24 protein-coding genes are annotated in these 22,085 nt (G+C 66.7%); 9 read left to right on the top strand and 15 right to left on the bottom strand.

Annotated elements, in window-relative coordinates:
• Nucleotides 1-93: 93 nt before the first annotated feature.
• Nucleotides 94-531, bottom strand: a complete 438-nt coding sequence (locus OG874_RS38645) for a MarR family winged helix-turn-helix transcriptional regulator (protein ID WP_330251984.1) — start codon at nt 529-531, stop codon at nt 94-96.
• A 49-nt stretch (nt 532-580) separates the two neighbouring features.
• On the opposite strand from OG874_RS38645, the gene OG874_RS38640 reads away from it, so the two are divergent.
• The gene (locus OG874_RS38640; RefSeq protein ID WP_330251983.1) at nt 581-1,042 is read left to right on the top strand and encodes a hypothetical protein; all 462 of its coding nucleotides are present in this window, start codon (nt 581-583) and stop codon (nt 1,040-1,042) included.
• Between the two features lie 223 nt (nt 1,043-1,265).
• On the opposite strand, the gene purQ is transcribed toward OG874_RS38640, so the two are convergent.
• Nucleotides 1,266-1,943, bottom strand: coding sequence for a phosphoribosylformylglycinamidine synthase subunit PurQ (gene purQ / locus OG874_RS38635; RefSeq protein ID WP_330251982.1), 678 nt, complete (start codon nt 1,941-1,943; stop codon nt 1,266-1,268).
• Nucleotides 1,940-2,176 (bottom strand): phosphoribosylformylglycinamidine synthase subunit PurS, encoded by a 237-nt coding sequence (gene purS / locus OG874_RS38630; RefSeq protein ID WP_330251981.1) that lies wholly within the window; start codon nt 2,174-2,176, stop codon nt 1,940-1,942. Before purS ends, purQ begins: the two co-directional genes overlap by 4 nt.
• Before the next feature lie 95 nt (nt 2,177-2,271).
• On the opposite strand from purS, the gene OG874_RS38625 reads away from it, so the two are divergent.
• Nucleotides 2,272-2,916 carry an MBL fold metallo-hydrolase gene (locus OG874_RS38625; RefSeq protein WP_330251980.1) on the top strand — a complete coding sequence of 215 codons (645 nt, stop codon included), beginning with the start codon at nt 2,272-2,274 and terminating at the stop codon, nt 2,914-2,916.
• Between the two features lie 91 nt (nt 2,917-3,007).
• On the opposite strand, the gene OG874_RS38620 is transcribed toward OG874_RS38625, so the two are convergent.
• Nucleotides 3,008-4,372: a dipeptidase gene (locus tag OG874_RS38620; RefSeq protein WP_330251979.1), complete on the bottom strand. Its 1,365-nt coding sequence runs from the start codon at nt 4,370-4,372 to the stop codon at nt 3,008-3,010.
• Nucleotides 4,373-4,806: 434 nt separating this feature from the next.
• Between OG874_RS38620 and OG874_RS38615 the strand changes: the two genes are divergently transcribed.
• Nucleotides 4,807-6,252, top strand: coding sequence for a glutamate decarboxylase (locus OG874_RS38615; protein ID WP_330251978.1), 1,446 nt, complete (start codon nt 4,807-4,809; stop codon nt 6,250-6,252).
• A gap of 110 nt (nt 6,253-6,362) precedes the next feature.
• Here OG874_RS38615 and OG874_RS38610 read toward each other — a convergent pair whose 3' ends face one another.
• On the bottom strand, nt 6,363-7,064 hold the full coding sequence (locus OG874_RS38610) for a DUF2334 domain-containing protein (RefSeq protein ID WP_330251977.1): 702 nt from the start codon (nt 7,062-7,064) through the stop codon (nt 6,363-6,365).
• Nucleotides 7,065-7,237: 173 nt separating this feature from the next.
• Between OG874_RS38610 and OG874_RS38605 the strand changes: the two genes are divergently transcribed.
• Nucleotides 7,238-7,384 (top strand): hypothetical protein, encoded by a 147-nt coding sequence (locus tag OG874_RS38605; protein ID WP_330251976.1) that lies wholly within the window; start codon nt 7,238-7,240, stop codon nt 7,382-7,384.
• A 28-nt stretch (nt 7,385-7,412) separates the two neighbouring features.
• Here the strand turns inward: OG874_RS38605 and OG874_RS38600 are convergent, their stop codons facing one another.
• Together OG874_RS38600 and OG874_RS38595 are read right to left on the bottom strand one after the other, a co-directional pair.
• The gene (locus OG874_RS38600) at nt 7,413-9,596 is read right to left on the bottom strand and encodes a S9 family peptidase (RefSeq protein ID WP_330251975.1); all 2,184 of its coding nucleotides are present in this window, start codon (nt 9,594-9,596) and stop codon (nt 7,413-7,415) included.
• Nucleotides 9,597-9,606: 10 nt separating this feature from the next.
• The gene (locus OG874_RS38595) at nt 9,607-9,978 is read right to left on the bottom strand and encodes a MerR family transcriptional regulator (protein WP_330251974.1); all 372 of its coding nucleotides are present in this window, start codon (nt 9,976-9,978) and stop codon (nt 9,607-9,609) included.
• Nucleotides 9,979-10,024: 46 nt separating this feature from the next.
• Here OG874_RS38595 and OG874_RS38590 point away from each other — a divergent pair, with 46 nt between their 5' ends.
• On the top strand, nt 10,025-11,113 hold the full coding sequence (locus OG874_RS38590) for an alkene reductase (protein ID WP_330251973.1): 1,089 nt from the start codon (nt 10,025-10,027) through the stop codon (nt 11,111-11,113).
• A 383-nt stretch (nt 11,114-11,496) separates the two neighbouring features.
• On the opposite strand, the gene OG874_RS38585 is transcribed toward OG874_RS38590, so the two are convergent.
• From OG874_RS38585 to OG874_RS38565, 5 genes are all read right to left on the bottom strand, one after another.
• On the bottom strand, nt 11,497-12,444 hold the full coding sequence (locus tag OG874_RS38585) for an alpha/beta hydrolase (protein ID WP_330251972.1): 948 nt from the start codon (nt 12,442-12,444) through the stop codon (nt 11,497-11,499).
• Nucleotides 12,445-12,601: 157 nt separating this feature from the next.
• Nucleotides 12,602-13,024 (bottom strand): HIT family protein, encoded by a 423-nt coding sequence (locus OG874_RS38580; protein ID WP_330251971.1) that lies wholly within the window; start codon nt 13,022-13,024, stop codon nt 12,602-12,604.
• 20 nt (nt 13,025-13,044) lie between these two features.
• Nucleotides 13,045-14,466 (bottom strand): adenylosuccinate lyase, encoded by a 1,422-nt coding sequence (gene purB, locus OG874_RS38575; RefSeq protein WP_330251970.1) that lies wholly within the window; start codon nt 14,464-14,466, stop codon nt 13,045-13,047.
• An 83-nt stretch (nt 14,467-14,549) separates the two neighbouring features.
• Nucleotides 14,550-15,188 (bottom strand): TetR/AcrR family transcriptional regulator, encoded by a 639-nt coding sequence (locus tag OG874_RS38570; RefSeq protein ID WP_330251969.1) that lies wholly within the window; start codon nt 15,186-15,188, stop codon nt 14,550-14,552.
• A gap of 142 nt (nt 15,189-15,330) precedes the next feature.
• On the bottom strand, nt 15,331-16,497 hold the full coding sequence (locus tag OG874_RS38565; protein ID WP_330251968.1) for a pyridoxal phosphate-dependent aminotransferase: 1,167 nt from the start codon (nt 16,495-16,497) through the stop codon (nt 15,331-15,333).
• 132 nt (nt 16,498-16,629) lie between these two features.
• Between OG874_RS38565 and OG874_RS38560 the strand changes: the two genes are divergently transcribed.
• Nucleotides 16,630-17,613 carry a M23 family metallopeptidase gene (locus tag OG874_RS38560; protein ID WP_330251967.1) on the top strand — a complete coding sequence of 328 codons (984 nt, stop codon included), beginning with the start codon at nt 16,630-16,632 and terminating at the stop codon, nt 17,611-17,613.
• Nucleotides 17,614-17,631: 18 nt separating this feature from the next.
• Here OG874_RS38560 and purD read toward each other — a convergent pair whose 3' ends face one another.
• On the bottom strand, nt 17,632-18,903 hold the full coding sequence (gene purD, locus OG874_RS38555) for a phosphoribosylamine--glycine ligase (RefSeq protein ID WP_330251966.1): 1,272 nt from the start codon (nt 18,901-18,903) through the stop codon (nt 17,632-17,634).
• A 135-nt stretch (nt 18,904-19,038) separates the two neighbouring features.
• A complete protein-coding gene (locus OG874_RS38550) occupies nt 19,039-20,250 on the bottom strand; it encodes an alpha/beta fold hydrolase (protein ID WP_330251965.1) in 1,212 nt (403 codons plus the stop codon).
• Between the two features lie 87 nt (nt 20,251-20,337).
• Here OG874_RS38550 and OG874_RS38545 point away from each other — a divergent pair, with 87 nt between their 5' ends.
• Both OG874_RS38545 and OG874_RS38540 read left to right on the top strand, forming a co-directional pair.
• Nucleotides 20,338-20,979: a TetR/AcrR family transcriptional regulator gene (locus tag OG874_RS38545; RefSeq protein ID WP_330251964.1), complete on the top strand. Its 642-nt coding sequence runs from the start codon at nt 20,338-20,340 to the stop codon at nt 20,977-20,979.
• 51 nt (nt 20,980-21,030) lie between these two features.
• Entirely contained in the window at nt 21,031-21,405 is a 375-nt protein-coding gene (locus OG874_RS38540) for a PH domain-containing protein (protein WP_330251963.1), read from the top strand.
• On the opposite strand, the gene OG874_RS38535 is transcribed toward OG874_RS38540, so the two are convergent.
• Nucleotides 21,393-21,572: a hypothetical protein gene (locus OG874_RS38535; RefSeq protein WP_330251962.1), complete on the bottom strand. Its 180-nt coding sequence runs from the start codon at nt 21,570-21,572 to the stop codon at nt 21,393-21,395. The genes OG874_RS38540 and OG874_RS38535 overlap by 13 nt on opposite strands.
• A gap of 72 nt (nt 21,573-21,644) precedes the next feature.
• Here OG874_RS38535 and OG874_RS38530 point away from each other — a divergent pair, with 72 nt between their 5' ends.
• Nucleotides 21,645-22,070 (top strand): HIT family protein, encoded by a 426-nt coding sequence (locus tag OG874_RS38530; protein ID WP_330251961.1) that lies wholly within the window; start codon nt 21,645-21,647, stop codon nt 22,068-22,070.
• Nucleotides 22,071-22,085 lie beyond the last annotated feature (15 nt).

The raw sequence follows: 22,085 nt of genomic DNA, 5'->3' as shown, positions 1-22,085 counted from the left end.
CGATATTCCGCTCGCCAACACGGACAGAATCGGGTGTTCGGACTATTCGCGCGTTAATTCATCCGACGAATAAGGTAATACTTACTCGGCGAACTACGCGCGCGCACTAACCGCGGAAACGAGTTCCAGTAAACGCATCAGCTCGGCATACCGCCGCGCACCGATACGCGACCGCAACTCCTGTTCCGCCCGCGCCTCCTCGGCGCGCACCGCGTCGACCAGATCCGAACCGAGCCTGCTCAGGCCGATCAGGATGCGGCGGCGGTCGTCCTCGGCGGCGACTCGGAATATGAGGCCGCGCTCGGCCAAGGCATCGGCATGCCTGGTCGCGGACGACGGCGCCAGCTGCGATCTGCCCGCGAGTTCACTCATCGTGACCCCGAACTCGGTGGACAGATTCGACAGCATCGACCACTGATCGGCCGTTAGTTGCCGGGCACACAGGGCGACGTCGAGGTGCCCCAGCCAACGCCGTTCCGCGGCACGCAGCGCACCATGCAGCGTGGAATATCCGCTTACAATGGTCGTCATTATTTCCTGCCTGCCATGAATTTCGCTCGAACGAGAAGAAGAGTACCGAATGTCCGCGTTCGGCGAGGGCCCAGACGTCACGATCGAGATACTGAACATAGTCCCGATGCAGGGACCGGGCGGTATCGTCGCGGCATCGTGCGATGCGGCGATTTCCCTGACCGTCGACGAAATCAACACTGGCGCAGGATTTCTCGGTCGCGAAATTCGTACTACGAATATCGATGGCGGCCGCGACCGGCTGGCCCGCTACCGCAGACTACACGGCAATTTCGCGCCCGCACTGACCAGTTTCAGCAATATGAGCTACCAGGCGATCCACACGCTGCGCGCGATCGCGCAGACCGTCGGATCACTGCAGGTACCCGAGGTGCACGCCGTGCTCGACCAAGGAGTGCTGCTCGAAACACCGGGTGGCACACGAGGATTCCTCGGCAACCAGGCCCAACAGCACGGTTATATAGCGCTGGCCGACGGCGTCGATTTCGACATCATCGCCAAGATCACCTGACCTGGCGACAACCACGGAGTGAGTCTTACGAGCGACCCGTTCGCGGCCCGTCTCGCGTCCGCGCCGCAGGCGCGGCCATCGAACTCAGCCGAGTCGTCGAAGCACATGCGCCGCAGGCGCGAGTCTCGACGGCTCGGCCGCTTGCGACTGCTTGCAGGTCGCTCGAAAGGGTCAGCCAGACATCCGGGGGCCGCGAACACGCCGCGCCGCAGGCGCGGCCAAATTACGCAGAGACCAGGGTGTCGAGGACCGAGAGGAACAGGCCGAGGCCGTCGTCGCTCGGACCGGTCAGCGGTTCGGTGGCGTGCTCGGGATGCGGCATCAGGCCGACGACGCGACCGTTCGCCGAGGCGATGCCCGCGATGCCGCGCTGGGAGCCGTTCGGGTTGTCGCCCGCGTAGCGGAATACGACCCGGCCCTCACCCTCGAGCTGGTCGAGCACGGCGGTCGAGGCCTGGAAGCGACCCTCACCGGACTTCAGCGGGATGAGGATCTGCGCACCCGGCTCGTAGCGCGAGGTCCAGACCGAATCCGCCGATTCGACGCGCAGCCACTCGTCGCGGCAGATGAAGTGCAGGCCCTCGTTCCGGGTCAGCGCGCCGGGCAGCAGACCCGCCTCGCACAGCACCTGGAAGCCATTGCAGATGCCGAGTACCGGCAGACCCCGGCCCGCGGCCTTGATGACCTCGCCCATCACCGGCGCGAACCGGGCAATGGCACCGGCGCGCAGGTAGTCGCCGTAGGAGAATCCGCCGGGCACGACCACCGCGTCGACCTGCTTGAGATCGGCATCGGCATGCCACAGGCTGACCGCCTCGGCGCCCGCCAGCTCGACCGCCCGTGCGGCGTCGACATCATCGAGCGTGCCGGGAAAAGTAATGACCCCGATGCGCGCCGTCATGAGACGCGCACAACCTTCCATTCCTCGATCACGGTGTTGGCGAGCAGCGCCTCGGCGATCTGTTCGAGCTCCGCGTCGCTGACACTGTCGTCGACATCGAGTTCGAATCGCTTGCCCTGCCGCACATCCGAGACTCCGGCGAATCCCAGGCGCGGGAGCGCACCGGCGATCGCCTGCCCCTGCGGATCCAGGATCTCGGCCTTCGGCATCACCTCGACCACGACTCGTGCCACGCGTTGCTCCTCAGGTGGTGTGGGGGTTATCTGAGCAGCGTAGTTGTCCAGGTTGCCCGAGCTCGTGCCGGGGTCGAGTCAAATAGCATGGCCCCATGCGCATAGCCCACTTCGGCCACTCCTGCATCCTCGTCGAGTTGCACGGTAAGAAGGTGCTGTTCGATCCCGGCACCTTCTCGCACGGCTTCGAGGGCATCACCGACCTGGACGCCATCGCCGTAACCCACCAGCATCCGGACCATATCGATCCGAACCGGATCCAGGCGCTGCTCGCGGCCAATCCGAACGCGCGCCTGCTCAGCGATCCGCAGACCGCACAGCAGCGCGGCGAACCCTGGGAGGCGGTGCATGCGGGCAATGTGGTCACCCTCGGCGGCCTCCAGATCACCGGTGGCGGCGGCCGACATGCGGTGATCCACCCCGAGATCCCGGTCATCGATAACACCGTCTTCCAACTCGGCACCCCCGACGATCCCGCGCAACTCGTCCATCCCGGCGACTCGCTGTGGGTGCCGCCGGTGCCCGTCGGCGTACTCGCCCTCCCGGCGTCGGCCCCATGGATGCGCATCAGCGAAGCCGTCGACTACCTGCGCGCCGTCTCCCCCCGCACCGCCTTCCCGATCCACTTCGGCATCATCCAACCCGAAGCCCAGGGCATCTACTTCGGTCGCCTATCCGAAATGCGTCCCACCACAACCGAATTCACCGTGATCCAACCCGAAGACCATCAGGACTTCTAACCCGATAGCTACTTGGACGTCCGATCACCATGCGCTGGTACAGGCAAACGTCGAGCCGTCGGCGCATGGTGATCGAGCGGCCGACACCGCGCTAGCGGCCCTGCTCGGCGTAGGTGGTGAGGAACAGTGCTTCGGCGAGTGCCATGTGTTCGATTTCGGTGGGGTCCACGCTCTCGTTGGGGGCGTGGATGAGGCATTTCGGTTCCTCGACGCCGAGCAGCATGATCTCGGCGTGGGGGTAGGTGTCGGCGAAGACGTTGCACAGCGGGATCGATCCGCCCTGGCCCTGGGTGGTGGTCGCCCGACCGTACGATGCGGTGAGCGCGGCGTCCATCGCGGTGCGCGCGGGGCCGCCGCTGCTGGATCGGAACGGTGCGCCGGTGGCCTCGGTTTCCACCGTAAGCGTGGCCTGCCACGGCGTATTCGCACGCAAGTGCGCGGTCAGGAGTTTCAGCGCCTGGTCCGGATCGGTGCCGGGCGGGATGCGCAGGCTGAGCCGGGCGCGGGCGGCGGGCTGAATCGCCGCCGATGAGCCGACCACCTTCGGCGCATCGATACCGATCACCGTCAAAGCCGGTCGGGCCCAGAGCATATCGGCAACGGTGCCGTCCCCGGTGAGTTCGACGCCGCCGAGTACGCCTGCGTCGGTGCGGAATTGGTTCTCGGCGTACTGCACACCGGGCCAGTGCTGGTCATTGGGCAGCCCGGCCACCGTGGTGTTGCCGTGCTCATCGCGCAGCGTCGCGAGCACATGGATGAGCGCGGCGAGCCCATCCGGGGCCGGACCGCCGAACATGCCGGAATGCAAAGGCCCGGCGAGGGTTTCGATGGTGATGACGACATTCACGGTGCCGCGCAACGTCTCGGTGAAGGTCGGCACCCCGACGGCGAAATTCCCGCTGTCGCCCACCAGGATCGCGTCGGCGCGCAACATATTCGGATTGGCCTCGACGAACCGCTCCAGCCCGCCGGTGCCCTGTTCCTCGGAACCCTCGGCGACCAGCGTCACCCCGAGCGGCAGATCCGGACCCAACGCCCGCAGCGCGGTCAGATGCATCACGATATTGCCCTTGCAGTCGGCACTGCCGCGCCCGTACCAGCGACCGTCCTTCTCGGTCAGCTCCCAGACCGGAGTGCGCCAGGCGCCATCGTCCAGCGGCGGTTGCACGTCATAGTGGCAGTACAGCAATACCGTCGGCGCACCATCCGGTGCGGGACGCGAGGCGATGACCGCCTTACTGCCATCAGGCGTTTCGTGCAGGCCCACCTTGGTCAGACCCGCCGCGGCGAACGCATCGGCCACCCACTGCGCGGTGCGCTCGCATTCCTCCGGCGGGAACTGCCGGGGATCGGCCACCGATTTGAACGAAACCAGTTGGGTGAGATCGATTTTCGCCTGCGGCATCAGCGCGGCCACCCGCTGGCGCAGCGCCGCGGTGCGGGAGTCGTCGTTCATCTGCGAAACCTCATTTCCGGCACATCATTTCGCGGTGTCACCTGATTTCATGTCCTTGATCTGTTGAAGATAGGCGGTCCCCGTCCGCCCCGGCTTGCCGTCGTCGTCATGACCGCTCCCTATCTGCACGTTTTCGGTTCGATCCGATCCAGCACACTTCAGAAGCGGTCGCGGGCGCCGCTGGTTTCACTCTGGCATGAACCGATCGGTGACAAGGACGAATTCACCCGACCGATCGGTCTGTGTCGTCCGGATTTCGTATCGGACATCACTTGCTCTATGACATGCTGGTAGTCGATGGTGTTGAATGGTAAATAGTTAGCATTCATAAAAATTCTACGAATAGCCAGGTAGTGCAGCTAGTTTCGGTTCACCGGCACTGGACTCCACCGTTTAGCAAACATCACGCAATCCAACCTTGCGGAGGCCATTCGATGACAGACGGACTTGATCCCGACGACCTTTTCGCCCTACCCGGCCTGCGTCGGACCGCACCGAAATCCGGATTTCCCGCGCCGGAAATGATCCCGCAGGTCGCCTACGAGATCGTGCACGACGAGCTGATGCTCGACGGCGTCTCCCGGATGAACCTGGCGACCTTCTGCACCACCTGGGTGGACGACCAAGCGCGCCGGCTGATGGCCGAATCCCTCGATAAGAACATCGTCGATAAAGACGAATACCCACAGACCGCCGAATTGGAGCGGCGCGGCGTGCGGATGGTCGCCGATCTGTGGCACGCCCCCGATCCGGTCGGCACCCGCGGCACCTCCACCACCGGCTCCAGTGAGGCCGCGATGCTCGGCGGCCTGGCGGCGAAATTCCGCTGGCGCAAAAGGGGCGGCGGTGCTGTTTCGAGCGACCCGCAAGCAGTCGCTAGCGGCGCAACCCCCAATTTCGTCTGCGGCCCGGTCCAGGTGTGCTGGGAGAAATTCGCACGGTATTTCGATGTGGAGATCCGGCAGATCCCGCTGCGCGGCGACCGGCTGACCATGCACCCCGATGACGTGGCCGCCTACTGCGACAACAACACCATCATGGTGGTGCCGACGTTCGGCCAGACCTTCACCGGTTTGTACGAGGACGTGGCGGGCATCAGCAAGGCCCTCGATCAGCTGCAAGAATCCAGCGGCCTGGACATCCCGATCCACGTCGACGCGGCCAGCGGCGGCTTCCTCGCACCGTTCACCGCACCCGATCTGATCTGGGATTTCCGGTTGCCGCGGGTGAAGTCGATCAACGCCTCCGGACACAAGACCGGGCTCGCACCGCTCGGCTCCGGCTGGGCGCTCTGGCGCGAAGCCGCCGATCTACCCGACGAGCTGGTCTTCAATGTGGACTACCTCGGCGGCAGCATGGCCACCTTCAACCTCAACTTCTCCCGGCCCGGCGGGCAAGTGATCACCCAGTACTACGACTTCATCCGGCTCGGCCGCACCGGATACACCCGCGTGCAGTCCCAGCTCTACCGGGTCGCCCAGCATTTGACCGACGGACTGCTGCAGCTCGGCCCGTTCGAGATGATCCACGGCGGCGACCCGCAGCGCGGCATCGCGGCGGTGTCGTGGCGGCTGAAGCAGGATGTCGGATTCAACCTCTACGAACTGTCGGATCGGCTGCGCACCAGGGGCTGGCTGATCGCCGCGTACCCGCTGCCCCCCGATCGCGGGGACGAGACGATCATGCGCGCGCTGATCCGGCACGGATTCACCATCGACATGGCCGACCTGCTGCTCGACGACATCGTGCGCGGCATGCGGCAGCTCGCCAAGCATCCGCAGCCGACGCCGCTCACCCGGGAGGAAGCGGGCGGCTTCACCCATACCGCCACCGCCGTCGTGCCGAGTAAGAAAGCGAGACCGGTCAAGAAGCGGTCGTAACGCGATCCGATCGTATTCTCGTCCACCGCGCGCCGCCGCCCGGTTACGCCAATGCGGGCGGCGGCGCGCTTCTCGTGTGAGCGGTGCCGACCACACCCCGCACACGGTCTCTAGGCCGCCTTGGCGATATCGAACGGCTCCCAGCGATAGACCTCGCTGGCCGCGCCGTGGAACAGCGCCAGATCGACCGCGTCGAGCATGGCCTGCCGCGGACCCGAACGGGTGAGCTGCGCGGCGGATACGGCAAGGCGCAGCACGCCACCGCGCCGCGCGGTCCTGGCCGCGCCCATCACCAGCGCGCGACACCACCACGGTTCGGCGCGGAAACCCTCGCCGATGCCGTAGACGCGCGCCTTCTGCGCCACATTCTGTTCCAGATCGAGGATCGAGGTGAGGCCGAGCGCGAGCCGGAAGCCGACATCGGGCAGCGCGTCCATGGCGCCGGTCGAGGCGTCCCAGCGCGGGGCCGCGAAGAGTCGGGTGCGCAGTTCCACCTGTTCCAGCACCCGGTCCGCCGCGGTCAACCGCAGCCGCGCCTCATGCCGTGGCAGGGTGGCGAATTCGGCTCTGCGGCGCTTGGTCGCCGCCTGGTCGTAGCCGTGCAGCACGATCGCATCGCCGCGCGCCCGCCGCCCGCGCAGCCAGGACTGCGTCGCCGCATCCTCGATCAGCCGGTATCTGCCCTTGAGCCGGGGCGCGACCAGCAGCGAGAGGCGCACAGCACGGCGATCCATCTCGGCCGCGAACTCGATTGCCGCGTCCCGCGTGGTGTCCCGGATCCCGGAAATCGACACGATCAGCTCAGCGTTCATGAACCTACGGTGCCTGCCGCAGATGTACTCGGCGTGCAGTGCGGATGACCCGCCGACGAACACTCCGGCACGCGTCTTCCGTCGCCATACCGGCACCGCCGACGTTTGCTGGAGCGGATAACTACCAGCGATCCCAATGCAGCACCCGATCCCGAGGCACCCGAACATATGCGGTGACCATCACCGACGCGGGGCGCACCCGGCTGCGCACGGCGGAGGAGGCGATTCCGGCATATCTCGACCAGACCTTCGCCGCGTTGACCGCCGCCGAGCGAGGTCAGCTCACGGCGCTACTCGGCAAACTGCTGGTGTCCGAGTGAGCGGCCGGGGGTGCCGGCCGCGCACCGATTACGCGTCGGCCAGGCCTAGGGTGTCGAGGACCCAGGCGTATTCGAAGGCGACTTCCTTCCACTTTTCGTAGCGGCCGCTGACGCCGCCGTGGCCGGCGCTCATTTCGGTCTTGAGCAGCAGCGGGGAGTCGCCGGTCTTGGTGGCGCGGAGTTTGGCTACCCACTTGGCCGGTTCGACGTAGAGGACGCGGGTGTCGTTGAGGCCGGTGGTGGCCAGGATCGCCGGGTAGTCCTTGGCCTCGACGTTCTCGTAGGGCGCGTAGGACTTCATGTAGTCGTAGACGTCCTTGTCCGCCAGCGGATTACCCCACTCGTCCCATTCGATGACGGTGAGCGGCAGCGACGGGTCGAGGATCGAGGTGAGCGGATCGACGAACGGGACACCGGTCAGGATGCCCTTGAACAGCTCCGGCGCCAGATTCGCCACCGCACCCATCAGCAGGCCACCCGCGCTGCCGCCATCGGCGACGATCCGGTCCGCCGAGGTGCGGCCGGTCTCGATGAGATGGCTTGCGCAGGAGATGAAATCGGTAAAGGTGTTCTTCTTGGTGAGCGTCTTGCCCTGCTCGTACCACAGCCGCCCCATCTCACCGCCGCCGCGCACATGCGCGACCGCGAAGACCATGCCGCGGTCGAGCAGCGACAGACGCGACACCGAAAAAGACGGATCCATACTGGCCTCGTAGGAGCCGTAGCCGTACAGCAGCAGCGGTTTCGGGCCCTCGGGCAGATCCTTCTTCCACACCAGCGAGATCGGAATCCGGGTGCCGTCCTCGGCCACCACCCAATCCCGGTGCTGCACATAGTCGTTCGCGTCGTACCCGCCGAGCACCGGTTGCTCCTTGCGCAAGAGCAGCTCACCGGTCGCCGGCACATAGTCGAATACCTGGACCGGCGTGATGAACGAGGTGAGCCCGATCCGCAAGGTCGGCTGCTCCCACTCCGGGTTGTGCGCCGAGCCGACCGCGAAGAGCTCCAGGTCGAATTCCAGTTCGCGGCGCTCACCGTAGCCGGATTCGGTCAGCGGCCAAATGGCCACGCGGGTCAGGGCTTCGCGCCGGTAGCTCAGTACCAGATGGTTGGCGAACGGATCGATATCCTCGAGCCGGACGTCGTCGCGATGCTCGATCAGCAGCGTCATATTCGACGGATCCGACACCGGAGCGTCGGCTAGTACGAAGTTCTCCGCCTTCACCCCGTCCACGATGTCGTTGTGCAGGATCAGGAAACGGTCCTCGCCACCGACCACCGCATGTTCGGCGGAGTACTCCACACCCTCGCGCCGCGGCATGATGATCCGGAATTCCCCTTCGGGATCATCGGATTCGAGCACCCAGCCCTCGGTGGTGATCTTGGAGCTGATCCAGATCATCAGATACTTCTCCGAGCGGGTCGAGGTGAGGTGCACCCAGTAGCGCTCGTCGGGCTCGTGGAACACCTTGACGTCGTCATCCTTCGACGTGCCGAGTCGGTGCCGCCATACGGTGTCGGGCCGCCAGGATTCGTCGACCGTCTGATAGAAGACGTGTGTGCCGTCCAGCGACCAGGTCGCACCGGGCGCGGTGCCCGCGATCTCGTCGGCGAGCATCGCACCGGTGCGCAGATCCTTGAACCGCAGCAGGTAGCGCTCGTCACCGGTGGTGTCGATCGAATACGCGAGCAGATTGCCGTCGTGGCTGACGGAGGACGCGCCGAGCAGGAAGAAGTCGTACCCCTCGGCGAGCTGGTTGCTGTCGAGCAGCACCTGCTCCCCCGGGATCTCGGTATCGACCTCGAGTTGCGGCGGGGTCCACGCATCGACCCCCTCGGCCGCGGCGTCGATGGGACAGCGGCAGTGCACGCCGTACTGCTTGCCCTCGTAGCTGCGTACGTAGTACCAGAACTCGCCGATCCGGGTCGGCACCGACAGATCGGTCTCCTGGGTGCGCGCCTTGATCTCGTCGAAGATCTTGGCGCGCAGCCCGCCGAGGTGCTCGGTCCGCGCGTCGGTGTAGGCGTTCTCGGCCTCCAGGTACGCGATGACCTCGGGGCTGTCCTTATCCCGGAGCCATTCGTACTCGTCGATGAAGACGTCGCCGTGGTGCACCCGCTCGGTCCGTACCGTCTTGGCGATCGGGGCCGTCACCACGGCCGATTCATCGCCGGGGTCGGAGATCGTTCCGGTGCCACTGTCGAGAGCCATGGGGTCCACCCTACTGTTCCGCGTTCTCGCCACCGGCAGCCCGGATGATGTCGTCGAGCACCACGCCCGCGCGGTGCAGATCGGTCATGGCCTGGTCGATGCGCCGACGCTCTTCGCCCAGCTTGTCGACCAGAAACGGCGTCGCCAGCTCGTTCGGCGTGCCGTCGACATCGTGGATACACGGCAGCAGCTCGGCAACAGTGTCGCTACCGATACCCGCGGCGAACATCTCGCGAATACGCAGCACCCGCGCCACCGCCGACTCCGGATATTCCCGCTGACCACCCGAGGTGCGCTCGGCCGCGAGCATGCCCTTGGACTCGTAATACCGCAGCGATCGGACACTCACCCCGGTCCGCTCGGCCAACTCCCCGATGCGCATATACGCTCCTTGACCTGACATTGATGTCAGGTTTTATGGTACGGCCATGAAGCTGTTGAGCGAATACCGTGACCACGCATCGGCCCTGCCCAATCGGATCGTCATGTCCCCGATGACGCGATTGCGCTCGCATCCGGACGGTTCGCCGACCGCCGACGTCGCCGACTACTACGCGCAGCGGGCCGCGGCCGGTCTGATCGTGACCGAGGGCATCTGGCCGCATTCGACCGGCCAGAGCGAGGCCTGGGTGCCGGGCCTGCAAACCGGACGTCATATCGACGCGTGGCGGCGGGTCACCGAGGCGGTGCACGCGCGGGGCGGGCGCATCGTCGCGCAGCTGATGCACGGTGGTCGCAAGGGTCATCCGCTGGCCCGGATCGACGGATCCTGGCCCACCGGACCATCTTCGGTCGTGGATGCGGACCGGCCACATCTACTCGACGGCACCAAGGCGGATCCGATCACGCCGGGCGCCTTCGAGCACGCCGAAATCGCAGTAGTGGTCGGGCATTACGCGGTGGCCGCGGCCAATGCGATCGCCGCGGGCTTCGACGGCGTCGAGATCCATGGCGCGAACAGCCATCTGCCGCACCAGTTCCTGGCCGACAACACCAACCTGCGCACCGACGAATACGGCGGATCCATCGAGAACCGCATGCGCGCGCCGCTCGCGATCGTCGACGCGGTCACCGCGGCCATCGGTTCGCGGCTCACCGCGATCCGACTGTCGCCGGGCAACCCGCAGTTCAATATGGTCGAGGCCGATCCGGCACCGCTGTACCGGGCGCTGCTCGCCGAGTTGGACCGCCGCGACCTGGCCTATCTGCATCTGACCGATAACGACGACTATCCGGCACTCGCCGATCTGCGACCACGGTGGCGCGGCACGCTCATCGCGAATATCGGCGAGAACCGCAGGCCGACCTCCGCGCACGACGCCGAAGCCGTCCTAGGGCTGGGCCGCGCCGATCTGGTGTCGTTCGGCCGCGCCTTCATCGCCAATCCCGATCTGGTGGAACGGATCACCCACGAGCTGCCATTGGCGTCGATCCGGGAGGACCTGCTGTACGGGCGCGACGCGGCGGGCTACAGCGACTATCCGCGCTGGGCCGCCGGCGCGGTGCGTTGCGCCTGAGCAGCGGACGCGCGAATCCCAGTAGGCTCGCGGCATGCGTGCCACCATCGCAGTTCGCCTGCTGGCCGTGACGGGGATGCTGTTCGCCACGGCGGTGGTCGGTGCGCTCGCACCGGCTGCCGCCTAACTCACGCAACGGACGACGAACGGCCGAAACTACCTGACCGAACTGCGGATCTCCATCGACCGGCCCGCGGATATCCACGCCGACTTCACCTTCGAGCCCGACGCCACCGACGCGGAGGTCTACCGGACCGTCTACCGCACCGAGGACGTGAAGCTGTTCGGACTGCCCGCTGGCCAGGTCATCCTCGGCGCGGCCGCACTCGCCGCGATTGTCGCGGGAGTCGCCGTCGTCCGCGTGCTGCGCAAGCCGTGAAAACTCACGCCCCGATGGCAGGGCCGATGGTGTGCCAGGAGGCGTGCAGATCGTCCTGCCAGTAGGACCAGGAGTGAGTTCCGGTGGGGCTGTAGTCGACTCGGGCCGGGATGCCGAGGCCGCGCAGGCGCTGTTCGAAGGAAACGACGCAGGTGTTGACGCCGACTTCGACGGGACCGCCGAGGAAGATGTTCTCGGCCAGTTGCGGTTTGACCTCGGCCTCGTGCGGGCCCGGAATGCCGGTGCCGGTGGAGAGGTAGATCGCCTTGCCGCGCAGGCGTTCCGCCAGCAATGCGGGATCGTGCTCGGCCCAGGCCGAACTGCCCGCCCCACCCCACATGTTCACCGGGTTGCCGCCGCGATTGGCGATGGAGAACATCACCGCGCCCGTGGCGAGGGTGGTGTCGGGACAGGCGCTGTATCCCGCGACGGCACGGTACATTTCCGGATGCCGCGCGGCGAGGATGAAGGCCGCGATGCCACCCATGGAGAGTCCGCCGATGGCGTTCACGCCGTTGCCGTAGTGCGCGTCGATAATCGGCGGGAGTTCCTCGGTCAGGAACGTCTCCCACTGGTAGCGGCCGAATTTGGGATCGTCCTGCGCCCAGTCGGTGTAGTAGCTGGCCTGGCCGCCGACGGGCAGCACCACATTGACGTTCTTGCCCGCGAAGAAGGACTCGGCATCGGTGGCATTGGTCCAAGTGCTCTGGCCGACACCGGGATCGAGGCCGTCGAGCAGGTAGTAGGACGGATACGCGCCGCCGCCCGCCGGGTGCAGGACCTGGACTTGGATGATCCGTCCCATCGATGGCGATTCGACGAAGATCGCCGAGCGCGTCGGGCTCAGCTCATCGATCCATGCGGCCGATGCCGTGGCAGGCTCGACGACCACGGGACCTATCAGCGCAATTGCAAAGGCCAGCACCGAAACAGCTATCTTCGTATGCCGCATGTCCCCACCTCCAGCACCGCATGACAAGAGCATCCAACGTAACTCACGTCGAGACGTTGGGGAAGAGATTCAAGATTCCGGCGCTTCCGCAGCAAATTGACCGGTACGTAACAACTTTCACACTGACAACAACTGTCACGCCTGCGTCGCGACAAACCTACCCGGTGAGCGCACCGCGAATCGAACTGGCGAGATAGTCCAGGTCAGCGCGGCGCGGACTGGTCGGCCGGCCACGTAATCCGAACCCGTCACCCGGCGTTCGCGGAATCACATGCAGGTGTACATGAAATACTTCCTGACCGGCCGTCACTCCGTCGGCCAAGAAGAAGTTAACTCCGTCACATTCCACCTCGCTGGCCCGCAGCGCCCCTGCCAACTTCTGCCCCACCTGGAACAACTTCGCGCCGATCGCGGGATCCAGCTCCGCCAGACTCCGCGCCGCAACCTTCGGCACCACCAGCAGATGCCCCGGCGTCATCGGCCGAATATCCATGAAGGCCAGCACATCATCGTCCTCGTACACCATGCTGGCCTCCGCCCGCCCGGCAACGATGTCAGCGAAAATCGTGTACGGATTCACACCGCACCCTAACTTCGCGGCTAGAGGATCGGGGAGGGGGTGTAGCGGGCGGCTTCGGGATGTTGGTCGACGAGCTTTTGGACGGCGGCCACGACATCGGCGACCTGAGCTTCGGCGGCGCCGATGAAGGCGGACTTATCGGCGAGGGCGGCGTCGAGCTGAGCGCGGTCGAGCGGGAAGCGCGGGTCGGCGGCCAAGCGATCGAGCAGGTCGGGTTCGCGGCCCTGTTCGCGCATCGCCAAAGCGACGGCGACGGCGTGTTCCTTGATGACCTCGTGTGCGGTCTCACGGCCGACGCCGGCGCGGACCGCGGCCATCAGCATCCGGGTGGTGGCCAGGAACGGCAGATAGCGCTCGAGTTCGCGGGCGACGACGGCCGGGTAGGCGCCGAATTCGGCGAGCACGGTCAGGAAGGTCTCCATCATGCCGTCGATGGCGAAGAAGGCGTCCGGCAGTGCGACACGGCGCACCACCGAACAGAAGACGTCGCCCTCGTTCCACAGCGCGCCCGCCAGTTCGGCGGCCATCGAGCCGTAGCCGCGCAGCACCACCTGCAGGCCGTTGACGCGCTCGCAGGAGCGGGTGTTCATCTTGTGCGGCATGGCCGAGCTGCCGACCTGGCCCGGCTGGAAACCCTCGGTGACCAGCTCATGTCCCGCCATCAGGCGGATGGTGTGTGCGAACGAGGACGGACCCGCGCCGACCTGCACGAGCGCGGAGAGCACGTCGTGGTCGAGCGAACGCGGATACACCTGACCGACACTGGTGAGCACATTCGCGAAGCCGAGATGCCGGGCGACCTGCTGCTCCAGCGTCGCCAGCTTGGCCGGATCACCGCCGAGCAGGTCGAGCATGTCCTGTGCGGTACCCATCGGGCCCTTGATGCCGCGCAGCGGGTAGCGGTCGATCAGCTCGCGCACCCGGGTCAGCGCGATGAGCAGTTCGTCGGCGGCGGAGGCGAAGCGCTTGCCGAGCGTGGTGGCCTGCGCGGCGACATTGTGCGAACGACCGGCCATCACCAGCGTCTGGTACTCGGCGGCCCGCTGGGCCAGCTGGGCCGCGACCGCCACACCGTGCGCGTGCACATGCTCGAGCGAGAGCCGGATCTGCAGCTGCTCCACATTCTCGGTGAGATCGCGGCTGGTCATGCCCTTGTGCACATGTTCGTGCCCGGCCAGCGCGTTGAACTCCTCGATGCGCGCCTTCACATCGTGGCGGGTGACCCGCTCGCGCTCGGCGATGGACGCCAGATCGACCTGATCGAGCACGCGCTCGTAGTCGTCGAGCACGCCGGGTGGCAGGTCGATGCCGAGCTCGGACTGCGCCCGCAACACCTCCAGCCACAGCCGCCGTTCGAGCACGATCTTGTTCTCGGGCGACCAGAGATGCACCAGTTCGGGGCTGGCGTATCGAGTGGCAAGGACGTTAGGGACAAGACTCACGACCGCGCCTCGCTAGCGCTCGGCTCCGTCGTGCGCCTTGCGCGCCGGCACATGGTTCCCTCGCTTCGCTCGCTCACGACTGGTCAGTCTAGTGTTCGGTACCGATCCACTTGCTGCGGCGTCGCGGGCGCGACGATATCGATGACCTCCAGCAACGCCCCGCGCGCCATTCGCCTCGGCTCGGGGTCCAATTCGCTCAGCGCCGCCACCACGGCCCCGTCGACCACGGCCACCATCCTGCGCAACTGCTCCGGCCGGACCATCCGATCGGAGCGGCGCAGCACGTCGGCGAGCAGCTCATCGAGTTGTGCCCTTAGTCGTAGCTGGACTTCCCGCAGTTCCGGATGTCGCGCCGAGGCCACCGAACGCTCATAGCGCGCGATCAACTGTCCGCGCGCGCCCTCGTCGTGGCCGTCCGCCCCGACCAGCAGGTCGAGCACCAGATCGACGGTCGCCTCGGCACCGCGCCGACGATGACTCACCTCGCCGACCCGGCGGCGCATCGAGTCCAACTCCACATTGCCGCTGAACTCGACCGCCCGCGCGATCAGGTCATCGAGCGACTCGAAGTAGTACGTGGTCGACGCCAGCGGAAGGTCGGCGCGCGTCGCGACCGAGCGGTGCCGCACCGCATCGAATCCGCCTTCGAGTAACAACTCGGCGGCGGCCGCTACCAGAGCCTGGCGACGCCGTTCGCCTTTCGGGGTCGTCGCGGTTATCACCGTGCCATCGTGCCAGTCGTCATCAGCTCATCCGTGCGAAATCAGAGAGGAAACCCAAGAGTGGAAACGTAGCCAACGTTGTTTTACCGCATCTGCGCGTGCACTGTGCCGAACTGTGCAAACTCGTTGTCCGACAGCATGATCAACCGCGCAGATAATGACCTAGCCGAACGAGTGCCGCTTCGATGTCCGCGGTCGCACCGGCGAAGGAGAAGCGTACGGTCCGATTGCCCGCCACGGTATCGAAGTCGACGCCGGGCGCCAACGCGACTCCGGTGTGGTCCAGTACCTCGGCACACCACTTGCGGGAATCGTCGGTGAGGTGGCCGATATCGGCGTAGGCGTAGAAGGCGCCGTCGGCCGGCGCCAACTCGGTGATGCCGATCTTCGGCAGCCCCTCCAGCAGTAGCTGCCGGTTCACCGCGTAGCGCCGGACGTGGCCGTCGAGTTCTTCCTTGGCCTCCGCGCCGAATGCGTGCAGCGCCGCATACTGCGAGACCGCGGGCGGGCAGACGGTCATATTGGACGCGAGCCGTTGTAACGCGGGCCGCAACCCGCTCGGCGCGAGCATCCAGCCGAGCCGCCAACCGGTCATCGAAAAATACTTCGAGACCGAACCGATGACCACCGATTCGCGCGAGGTTTCCCAAGCCGACGAGGTCCGGCCCGCGCTGACACCCGCGTAGGTGATGCCGTGATAGATCTCGTCGGAGATCAGCAGGGTGCCCTGCGCATCACACCAACGGGCCAGTGCGGCAAGCTCATCCGGGTCGATCATGGTGCCGGTCGGATTCGCCGGGCTGGCCACGATGAGGCCTGCGGGCGGTTCCGGGAGCGCCTCGAGCATCGCGACCGTCGGCTGGAACCTGGTTTCGGAACCGCAGTCGAGTTCGATCACGCGGCAGCCGAGCGCGGTCAGGGTATTCCGGTAGGCCGGATAACCCGGCCTGGCCACCACGACGGTGTCGCCGACGTCGAATGCGGCCAGGAAGATGAGGGTGAACGCGCCGGAGGAGCCGGTCGTCACCACGACATCGTCGGGTTCGACGTCGTATCCATAGCTGTCGCGGTGGTGTTCGGCGATCGCCGCACGCAGCGGCAGAATCCCGAATGTCTCTGTGTAACCGAGCAATTCGGATTCGATCGCGGTCTTGGTCGCGCGCAGGACCGGGGCGGGCGCCGGCGTCGACGGCTGCCCGGCCGCCAGCACCAGCACATCGCCGTGCGTCCTGGCCCGTTCCGCGGCCGCTTTCCAGACATCCATCACGTAGAAAGGTGGAATGGCCGACCGGCGAGATTCTCTGGACACCCGACAGACGGTATATGGTCCCGCACCTCGACATCTCGCTGATACTCGGGCGTGCCGGACCGACGCCGAGAATCGCCCCGCCCTGCGGTTCGGCGTGTGCCGAACGCGCCGTGCGGGTTATGGTCGGCGTTAATGCTTGACAAGGCTCGCCGCGCGCGGCTGGACCGAGTACCCGGGGTGGGTGGCGTCGGTGTCATTCCGCCCGATTGGCGTGCCGAGCTGCGGGTACGGCGCGAATCCGAACTGCGCGCGCTACCGGGGCGGGCGCGTGCGGTGCTCGCCGAATGTAAGGAAGGTCTGGCCTGGTTGCGGCGACAACCGCCGCCCGACCTGCGTGCGCTGTGGCAGGACCGGCCCGAACCCGACTATCGCGCGCTGCTGCGCAAGCATCGAATCCTGCTCGCCGGACTGACCGCCGCCGCCGTGCTGGCGGCGGCCGATTCATCGTTCGCCTGGGGCGTCACCGATCGCACGCCCGGTCCGGACGAGGCGCAGCGCGTCGCCTTCGCCTACCCGCAGCAGATGCAGTCCACACCGCCGTCGGTGAAGCGCTATATGAACGCCATCGCCAACGGCGAACGCATCCGCGAGCAGGAGGTGGTCGCCGCGGCCGCCCGCACCACCCTCGAACGAGCCAAGGCCGAGGCCGCCGCGGCGGTCTCCGGGGAGTATCAGCCGTGGATGGCGGGCAGCGCGCCGGTCACCGTCGGTTCGGTGCTACCCGGCATCACCGGCATGGTGCTGCCGACGCGCGGCACCTTCACCTCCGGATTCGGTTCGCGCTGGGGCACTTTCCACAACGGCATCGATATCGCGGGTCCGATCGGCACACCGATCTACGCCGTCGCCAACGGCACCGTCATCGACGCGGGTCCCGCGCAGGGCTTCGGACTCTGGGTACGCATCCGGCACGACGACGGCAGCATCACCGTCTACGGCCATATGTACGACTTCGTCGTCTCCGTCGGCGAACGCGTCCCAGCGGGCATGCAAATCGCTCGCATGGGCAACCGCGGCGACTCCACCGGCCCACACCTGCACTTCGAGGTCATCATCAACGGACAGCATGTGGATCCGCAGCAGTGGCTGGCGGTGCACGGGCTCAGCTTCGGCTGAGCGCGGACCGGAATCGGGTCAGACGCTGATGCGGTCCTCGACCGCGGCGAGCCCGATATCGGTGCGGAAGTGGCTGCCCGGCAGCTTGATCGAGGCGATCCGGTCGTAGGCGTGCGCGCGGGCCTCGGCCAGGCCGGCGCCGATCCCGACAACGCTCAGCACCCGACCGCCCGCGGAAACCAGCGCGCCGTCCTCGCGCAGGGCCGTGCCCGCGTGCAGGACCGCGGACGAATCGTCGGCGCCTGCGTCGCCCGTTCCGGTGATCACATCACCGACCCGAGGGCGACCCGGATAGTTCTCGGCGGCGATCACGACCGTGACGGCCGAGCCGTCCTTCCAGCGCGGCGCGGCGACCTGGGCCAGCGTGCCGGTGGCGGTGGCGTTCAACAGCTCGCCCAGCGGACTGTCCAGTAGCGCGAGCACGGCCTGGGTCTCCGGATCGCCGAAGCGACAGTTGAACTCGATGACGGCGGGTCCGGCCGCGCCGATCGCCAGACCGGCGTAGAGCAGACCCGAGAAGGCGCAGCCGCGCCGCACCAACTCGGCGGCAACGGGCTCGACGACATCCTCGACGATCTCGGTGACCGTCTTCTCGGGCAGCCACGGCAGCGGCGTGTACGCGCCCATACCGCCGGTATTCGGCCCAGTGTCGCCGTCACCGACGCGCTTGTGGTCCTGCGCAGGCAGCAACGGCACCACCGTTTCGCCGTCGACCAGGCAGAACAGCGATACCTCCGGCCCGTCGAGGAAGGATTCCAGCAGGACCGGATGCCCCTGTTCGAGCAGCTCCGCGCCGTGGTCGCGGGCCGCGAGGCGATCGGCGGTCACCACGACGCCCTTGCCCGCGGCGAGCCCGTCGTCCTTGACCACCCAGGTGGGGCCGAAGCGATCCAGCGCGGCGTCGAGATCGGCCGGGGTGTCCACGATCTCGCTCTGCGCGGTGCGTACACCGGCCGCGGTCATGACGTCCTTGGCGAAGGCCTTCGAACCCTCGATCCGCGCGGCCGCGGCCGAGGGACCGAAACAGGCGATGCCCGCCGCCCGCACCGCGTCGGCGACGCCGAGCACCAGCGGCACCTCGGGCCCGATCACCACCAGATCCGCGTCCAGTTCGGTGGCCACGGCGACCACCGCCTCGGCGGAGGAGGGATCGACCGGCTTGGTCTGCGCGTGCTGGGCGATCCCGGCATTGCCCGGCGCCGCGAACAGCGCGGTCACCGCGGGGTCCCGGCGCAGGGCCAGGACGAGGGCATGTTCACGGGCTCCGGAACCGATCACGAGTACGCGCACGCGCATAGCTTAGGTTGTCCCCAATGGCGCAGAATCAGTAGTCCGCGCACCCGCTACTCGGGGTTCATCACTTGTACATCCCAGACGCGGATCGGCGCCCGCTCACGAGCACCAACCGTGCCAGCGCCTGTTCAGTCAGCTGGTCGGCGTGTGGTTACCGGCGACGACATCTTCGGCCGCGCGTTCGTGGTCTTGCAGCCAGGTGAGGATGGTGCCCAGGCAGCAACCGATATTGCCGATCTGACAGTGGTTGTGGGCTTGTTCGGCGGGCGTGAACAGGCGGGTGGTGACGGAACGGGCGTGCGTGAGTGCTGCGGCCTGGCGGTGCAGCTGGCGGGCGGGGACGTAGTGGTCGTCGGATCCGGCCAAGAGGAGCGCGTCGGCGGTGACGCGGTGCGAGACCGCGCGGGAGGACAGGTCGCGAGCGGCGCGGAAGAACTCGTAGGCATCTTTCGTGCCGGTGACGTGCATGCCTTGACTCAGGCCCCAGGCGGCGATCGGTTTGCGGGCGGCGGCCAGGCGGGCGGTCAGGTTGACCAGGTGGCGGGCGCGGACCGCCAGTGCGAGCCGGATCCCCGGGGTGGCACCGGGAAATGCTTGTCTGCCAAGGCATTCCAGGAAATCGTCGAGCACGTCGAGGGCGATGACGCGGCGGATTCGGGGTTCGAACGCGGCGGCGCGGATGGCCAGTCCGCCACCGAGCGAGACCCCGATCAGGGTGACGTCGTCCAGGCCGAAATGGTCGAGGACAGCGGCGACCGGCCCTTCCCATGCCGCCGTCATAGGCAGACCGTGGTCCAGGAGGGCACCGCCCTGTCCGGGGCCGTCGAAGGCGATGACGCGGTATCCGGCGCGGGCTCCGGCCAGCAGCAACGGAAAGATCTCCTCGGTGTATTCGTCGAACCCACCGCAAACGACGATCACGCCCCGCGCCAGACCCTCCGGTCGAAGGTCGTAGGTCGGCAATGCGGCCGCACCATAGGGCACGTCCACCGGAGACAACTGGTAGAGATCACGCATGGCACGCACGAACCGAGTGCGGGCGGGGGCGCGACGCGGATCGTCGACAGGCATGAAGAACTCCGCCGCGCGGTCGTAGTACGCGGCGGAAAACTCCCGATCGGTCGCCCGCGCCCGCTGCGCCAGCTCGAGGAACACCTCGACCCAGTCGGCGTACGAGCCGATCCGATCCGCAGCGGTGCGGAGCTCGGCCAACGCGGCGGGGCCGATCCATTGCAGGAAACGGTCGAGCTGGAACTCCATGCCCCGGTCCGGATGCAATCGGTGGTAACCGACGGGTTCCGCGGTGGGGGCGAAGTCGATCGTCGGCGCATCCCAGTTGACCATCAGCACTCCTTAACGCAAGAGGTATTGCGATAAGACGGTAAGCCTCGCGGGATCAAAACGCAAGATATCTTGCGTTAAGGTGGATTCGTGACTGAACCATCACATCGGTCCCGACGGACCGGCGGGCGCAGTGCGCGCGTGCGCCAAGCGGTCGTCGATGCCGCGGTGACCGTGTTGCTGGAACGAGGTCCGGACCATTTCAGCGTCGCCGAGGTCGCGACGAAGGCCGGAGTTCACGAGACGTCGATCTACCGCCGCTGGCGCACTCGGGAGAACCTCATCGTCGATGCGCTGCTGGCCACCAGCGGTGCGGTCATCCCCGTGCCCGACACCGGATCGGTGCGCGGCGATCTCATCGAGTTGGCCCGGTCGGTTGCCACATATCTGACACATCCCGCGGGCGCGACCTTCACCCGCGCGGCGGCAGTGCACGTCGATGACGAAACGATCGCGGCGGCGCGCCGGAAGTTCTGGGAATCGCGTCTGCAACTCGCGGCTGTCATCATCGAGCGCGGCATTCAGCGGCGAGAATTACCGCGGGCCACCGATGCCCGCCTGGTGCTGGAAACCGTCATCGCCCCACTGCACATGCGAGTCCTGCTGACCCACGAGCCGATCGACGACACACTGCCCGAGCGCATCGTCGATCTCATCTGTGCCGGCCTGAGCGGTACCGACACATCAATCAGCGCGTTATCGGCCACCGGCGGTCCGCGCGTGGATGATTGATGACAGGGGGCGCGAGCGCCGACCCCACCGCACCCGAAGGACGTGCTGACGATGGGTCTTATCGACGGACTGATGGGCAATGCCGGGCGCATCGAGCCCGGCAAGGCACAAGAGGAATACGCGAGGCTGATGGGCAACGGCGAACAGATCTACGCCGCGTATCTGCTTGTGCGCGACGCGATCCTGTTCACCAACCGCCGCCTCGTCCTGGTCGACAAGCAGGGCGTCACCGGCCGGAAGGTGAGCTATCACAGCATCCCCTACCGGGCGATCACGCACTTCTCGGTGGAAACCGCGGGCACCTTCGATCTGGATGCCGAACTCTGCATCTGGATCTCGGGCAGCGACGAGCCGGTGCAGAAGCGGTTCAACCGTCAGGTCGATATCTACGAGGTGCAGAGCATCCTGTCGCATTACGTCGCCTGACCGCGAAAGCCCCACGCCACCAACGACTTCTGGCCCATCGCCGCAGATCTCGACCACTGGTCGATACTGCCGATGGTGACGAATCCCGATTCGTCGATGCCGTTCGGGATGTCGATCCGCAATGCCCGCGCGGCATCGCGACGGTGCAGTTGGCGGTGCGTGCGCAAGCCAGCGGGTGCGGCGGAGACGGCGGCGGCGTCAACACCAACCCGAACCGCCGGCCGAGTAGCCTCCGGTGCATGCCTTCCGTTTTCAGCGCGATCATCGCGGGCCAACTGCCAGGCCGATTCGTCTGGGAAGACGATGAATTCGTCGGATTCCTCACCATCGCCCCGGTCACCCCCGGCCACACCCTCGTGGTCCCCCGCAAGGAAATCGACCAGTGGCAGGACATCGACCCCGACACCTTCGCGCGCCTCAACGGCGTCGCCCAGAAGATCGGCCGAGCAGTGCGCGAGGCCTGGGACGCACCCCGCGCGGGCCTGCTGATCGCCGGCCTCGAGGTGCCACACCTGCACCTGCACGTCTTCCCGGCATTCACCATGGGCAACTTCGACATCTCCGGCGCCGACCCCAACCCCACCCCGGAATCCCTCGACGAGGCCCAAGCCAAAATCAAGAAAGCCCTGCGCGAACTGGGCTACGGAGCCAACGTCCCGGACTGAGCAGGTCGACCAAAA

Origin of the sequence: Nocardia sp. NBC_00565 (genome assembly GCF_036345915.1) — a bacterium.
Classification (GTDB): Bacteria; Actinomycetota; Actinomycetes; order Mycobacteriales; family Mycobacteriaceae; genus Nocardia.
The sequence above is the reverse complement of the archived record's forward strand: the minus strand, read 5'-3'. Positions and strand labels throughout refer to the sequence as shown.

Excerpts from the sequence above, each read along its gene's own strand:
- OG874_RS38595 (WP_330251974.1), bottom strand. The coding sequence starts at position 9,978 with ATGCGCATCGGGGAGTTGGCCGAGCGGACCGGGGTGAGTGTCCGATCG.
- OG874_RS38585 (WP_330251972.1), bottom strand. The coding sequence starts at position 12,444 with ATGCGGCATACGAAGATAGCTGTTTCGGTGCTGGCCTTTGCAATTGCG.
- purQ (WP_330251982.1), bottom strand. The coding sequence starts at position 1,943 with ATGACGGCGCGCATCGGGGTCATTACTTTTCCCGGCACGCTCGATGAT.
- OG874_RS38550 (WP_330251965.1), bottom strand. The coding sequence starts at position 20,250 with ATGGTCAACTGGGATGCGCCGACGATCGACTTCGCCCCCACCGCGGAA.
- OG874_RS38540 (WP_330251963.1), top strand. The coding sequence starts at position 21,031 with ATGGGTCTTATCGACGGACTGATGGGCAATGCCGGGCGCATCGAGCCC.
- OG874_RS38600 (WP_330251975.1), bottom strand. The coding sequence starts at position 9,596 with ATGGCTCTCGACAGTGGCACCGGAACGATCTCCGACCCCGGCGATGAA.
- OG874_RS38615 (WP_330251978.1), top strand. The coding sequence starts at position 4,807 with ATGACAGACGGACTTGATCCCGACGACCTTTTCGCCCTACCCGGCCTG.
- OG874_RS38610 (WP_330251977.1), bottom strand. The coding sequence starts at position 7,064 with ATGAACGCTGAGCTGATCGTGTCGATTTCCGGGATCCGGGACACCACG.
- OG874_RS38530 (WP_330251961.1), top strand. The coding sequence starts at position 21,645 with ATGCCTTCCGTTTTCAGCGCGATCATCGCGGGCCAACTGCCAGGCCGA.
- OG874_RS38640 (WP_330251983.1), top strand. The coding sequence starts at position 581 with ATGTCCGCGTTCGGCGAGGGCCCAGACGTCACGATCGAGATACTGAAC.
- OG874_RS38625 (WP_330251980.1), top strand. The coding sequence starts at position 2,272 with ATGCGCATAGCCCACTTCGGCCACTCCTGCATCCTCGTCGAGTTGCAC.
- OG874_RS38590 (WP_330251973.1), top strand. The coding sequence starts at position 10,025 with ATGAAGCTGTTGAGCGAATACCGTGACCACGCATCGGCCCTGCCCAAT.
- OG874_RS38645 (WP_330251984.1), bottom strand. The coding sequence starts at position 531 with ATGACGACCATTGTAAGCGGATATTCCACGCTGCATGGTGCGCTGCGT.
- OG874_RS38620 (WP_330251979.1), bottom strand. The coding sequence starts at position 4,372 with ATGAACGACGACTCCCGCACCGCGGCGCTGCGCCAGCGGGTGGCCGCG.
- OG874_RS38560 (WP_330251967.1), top strand. The coding sequence starts at position 16,630 with ATGCTTGACAAGGCTCGCCGCGCGCGGCTGGACCGAGTACCCGGGGTG.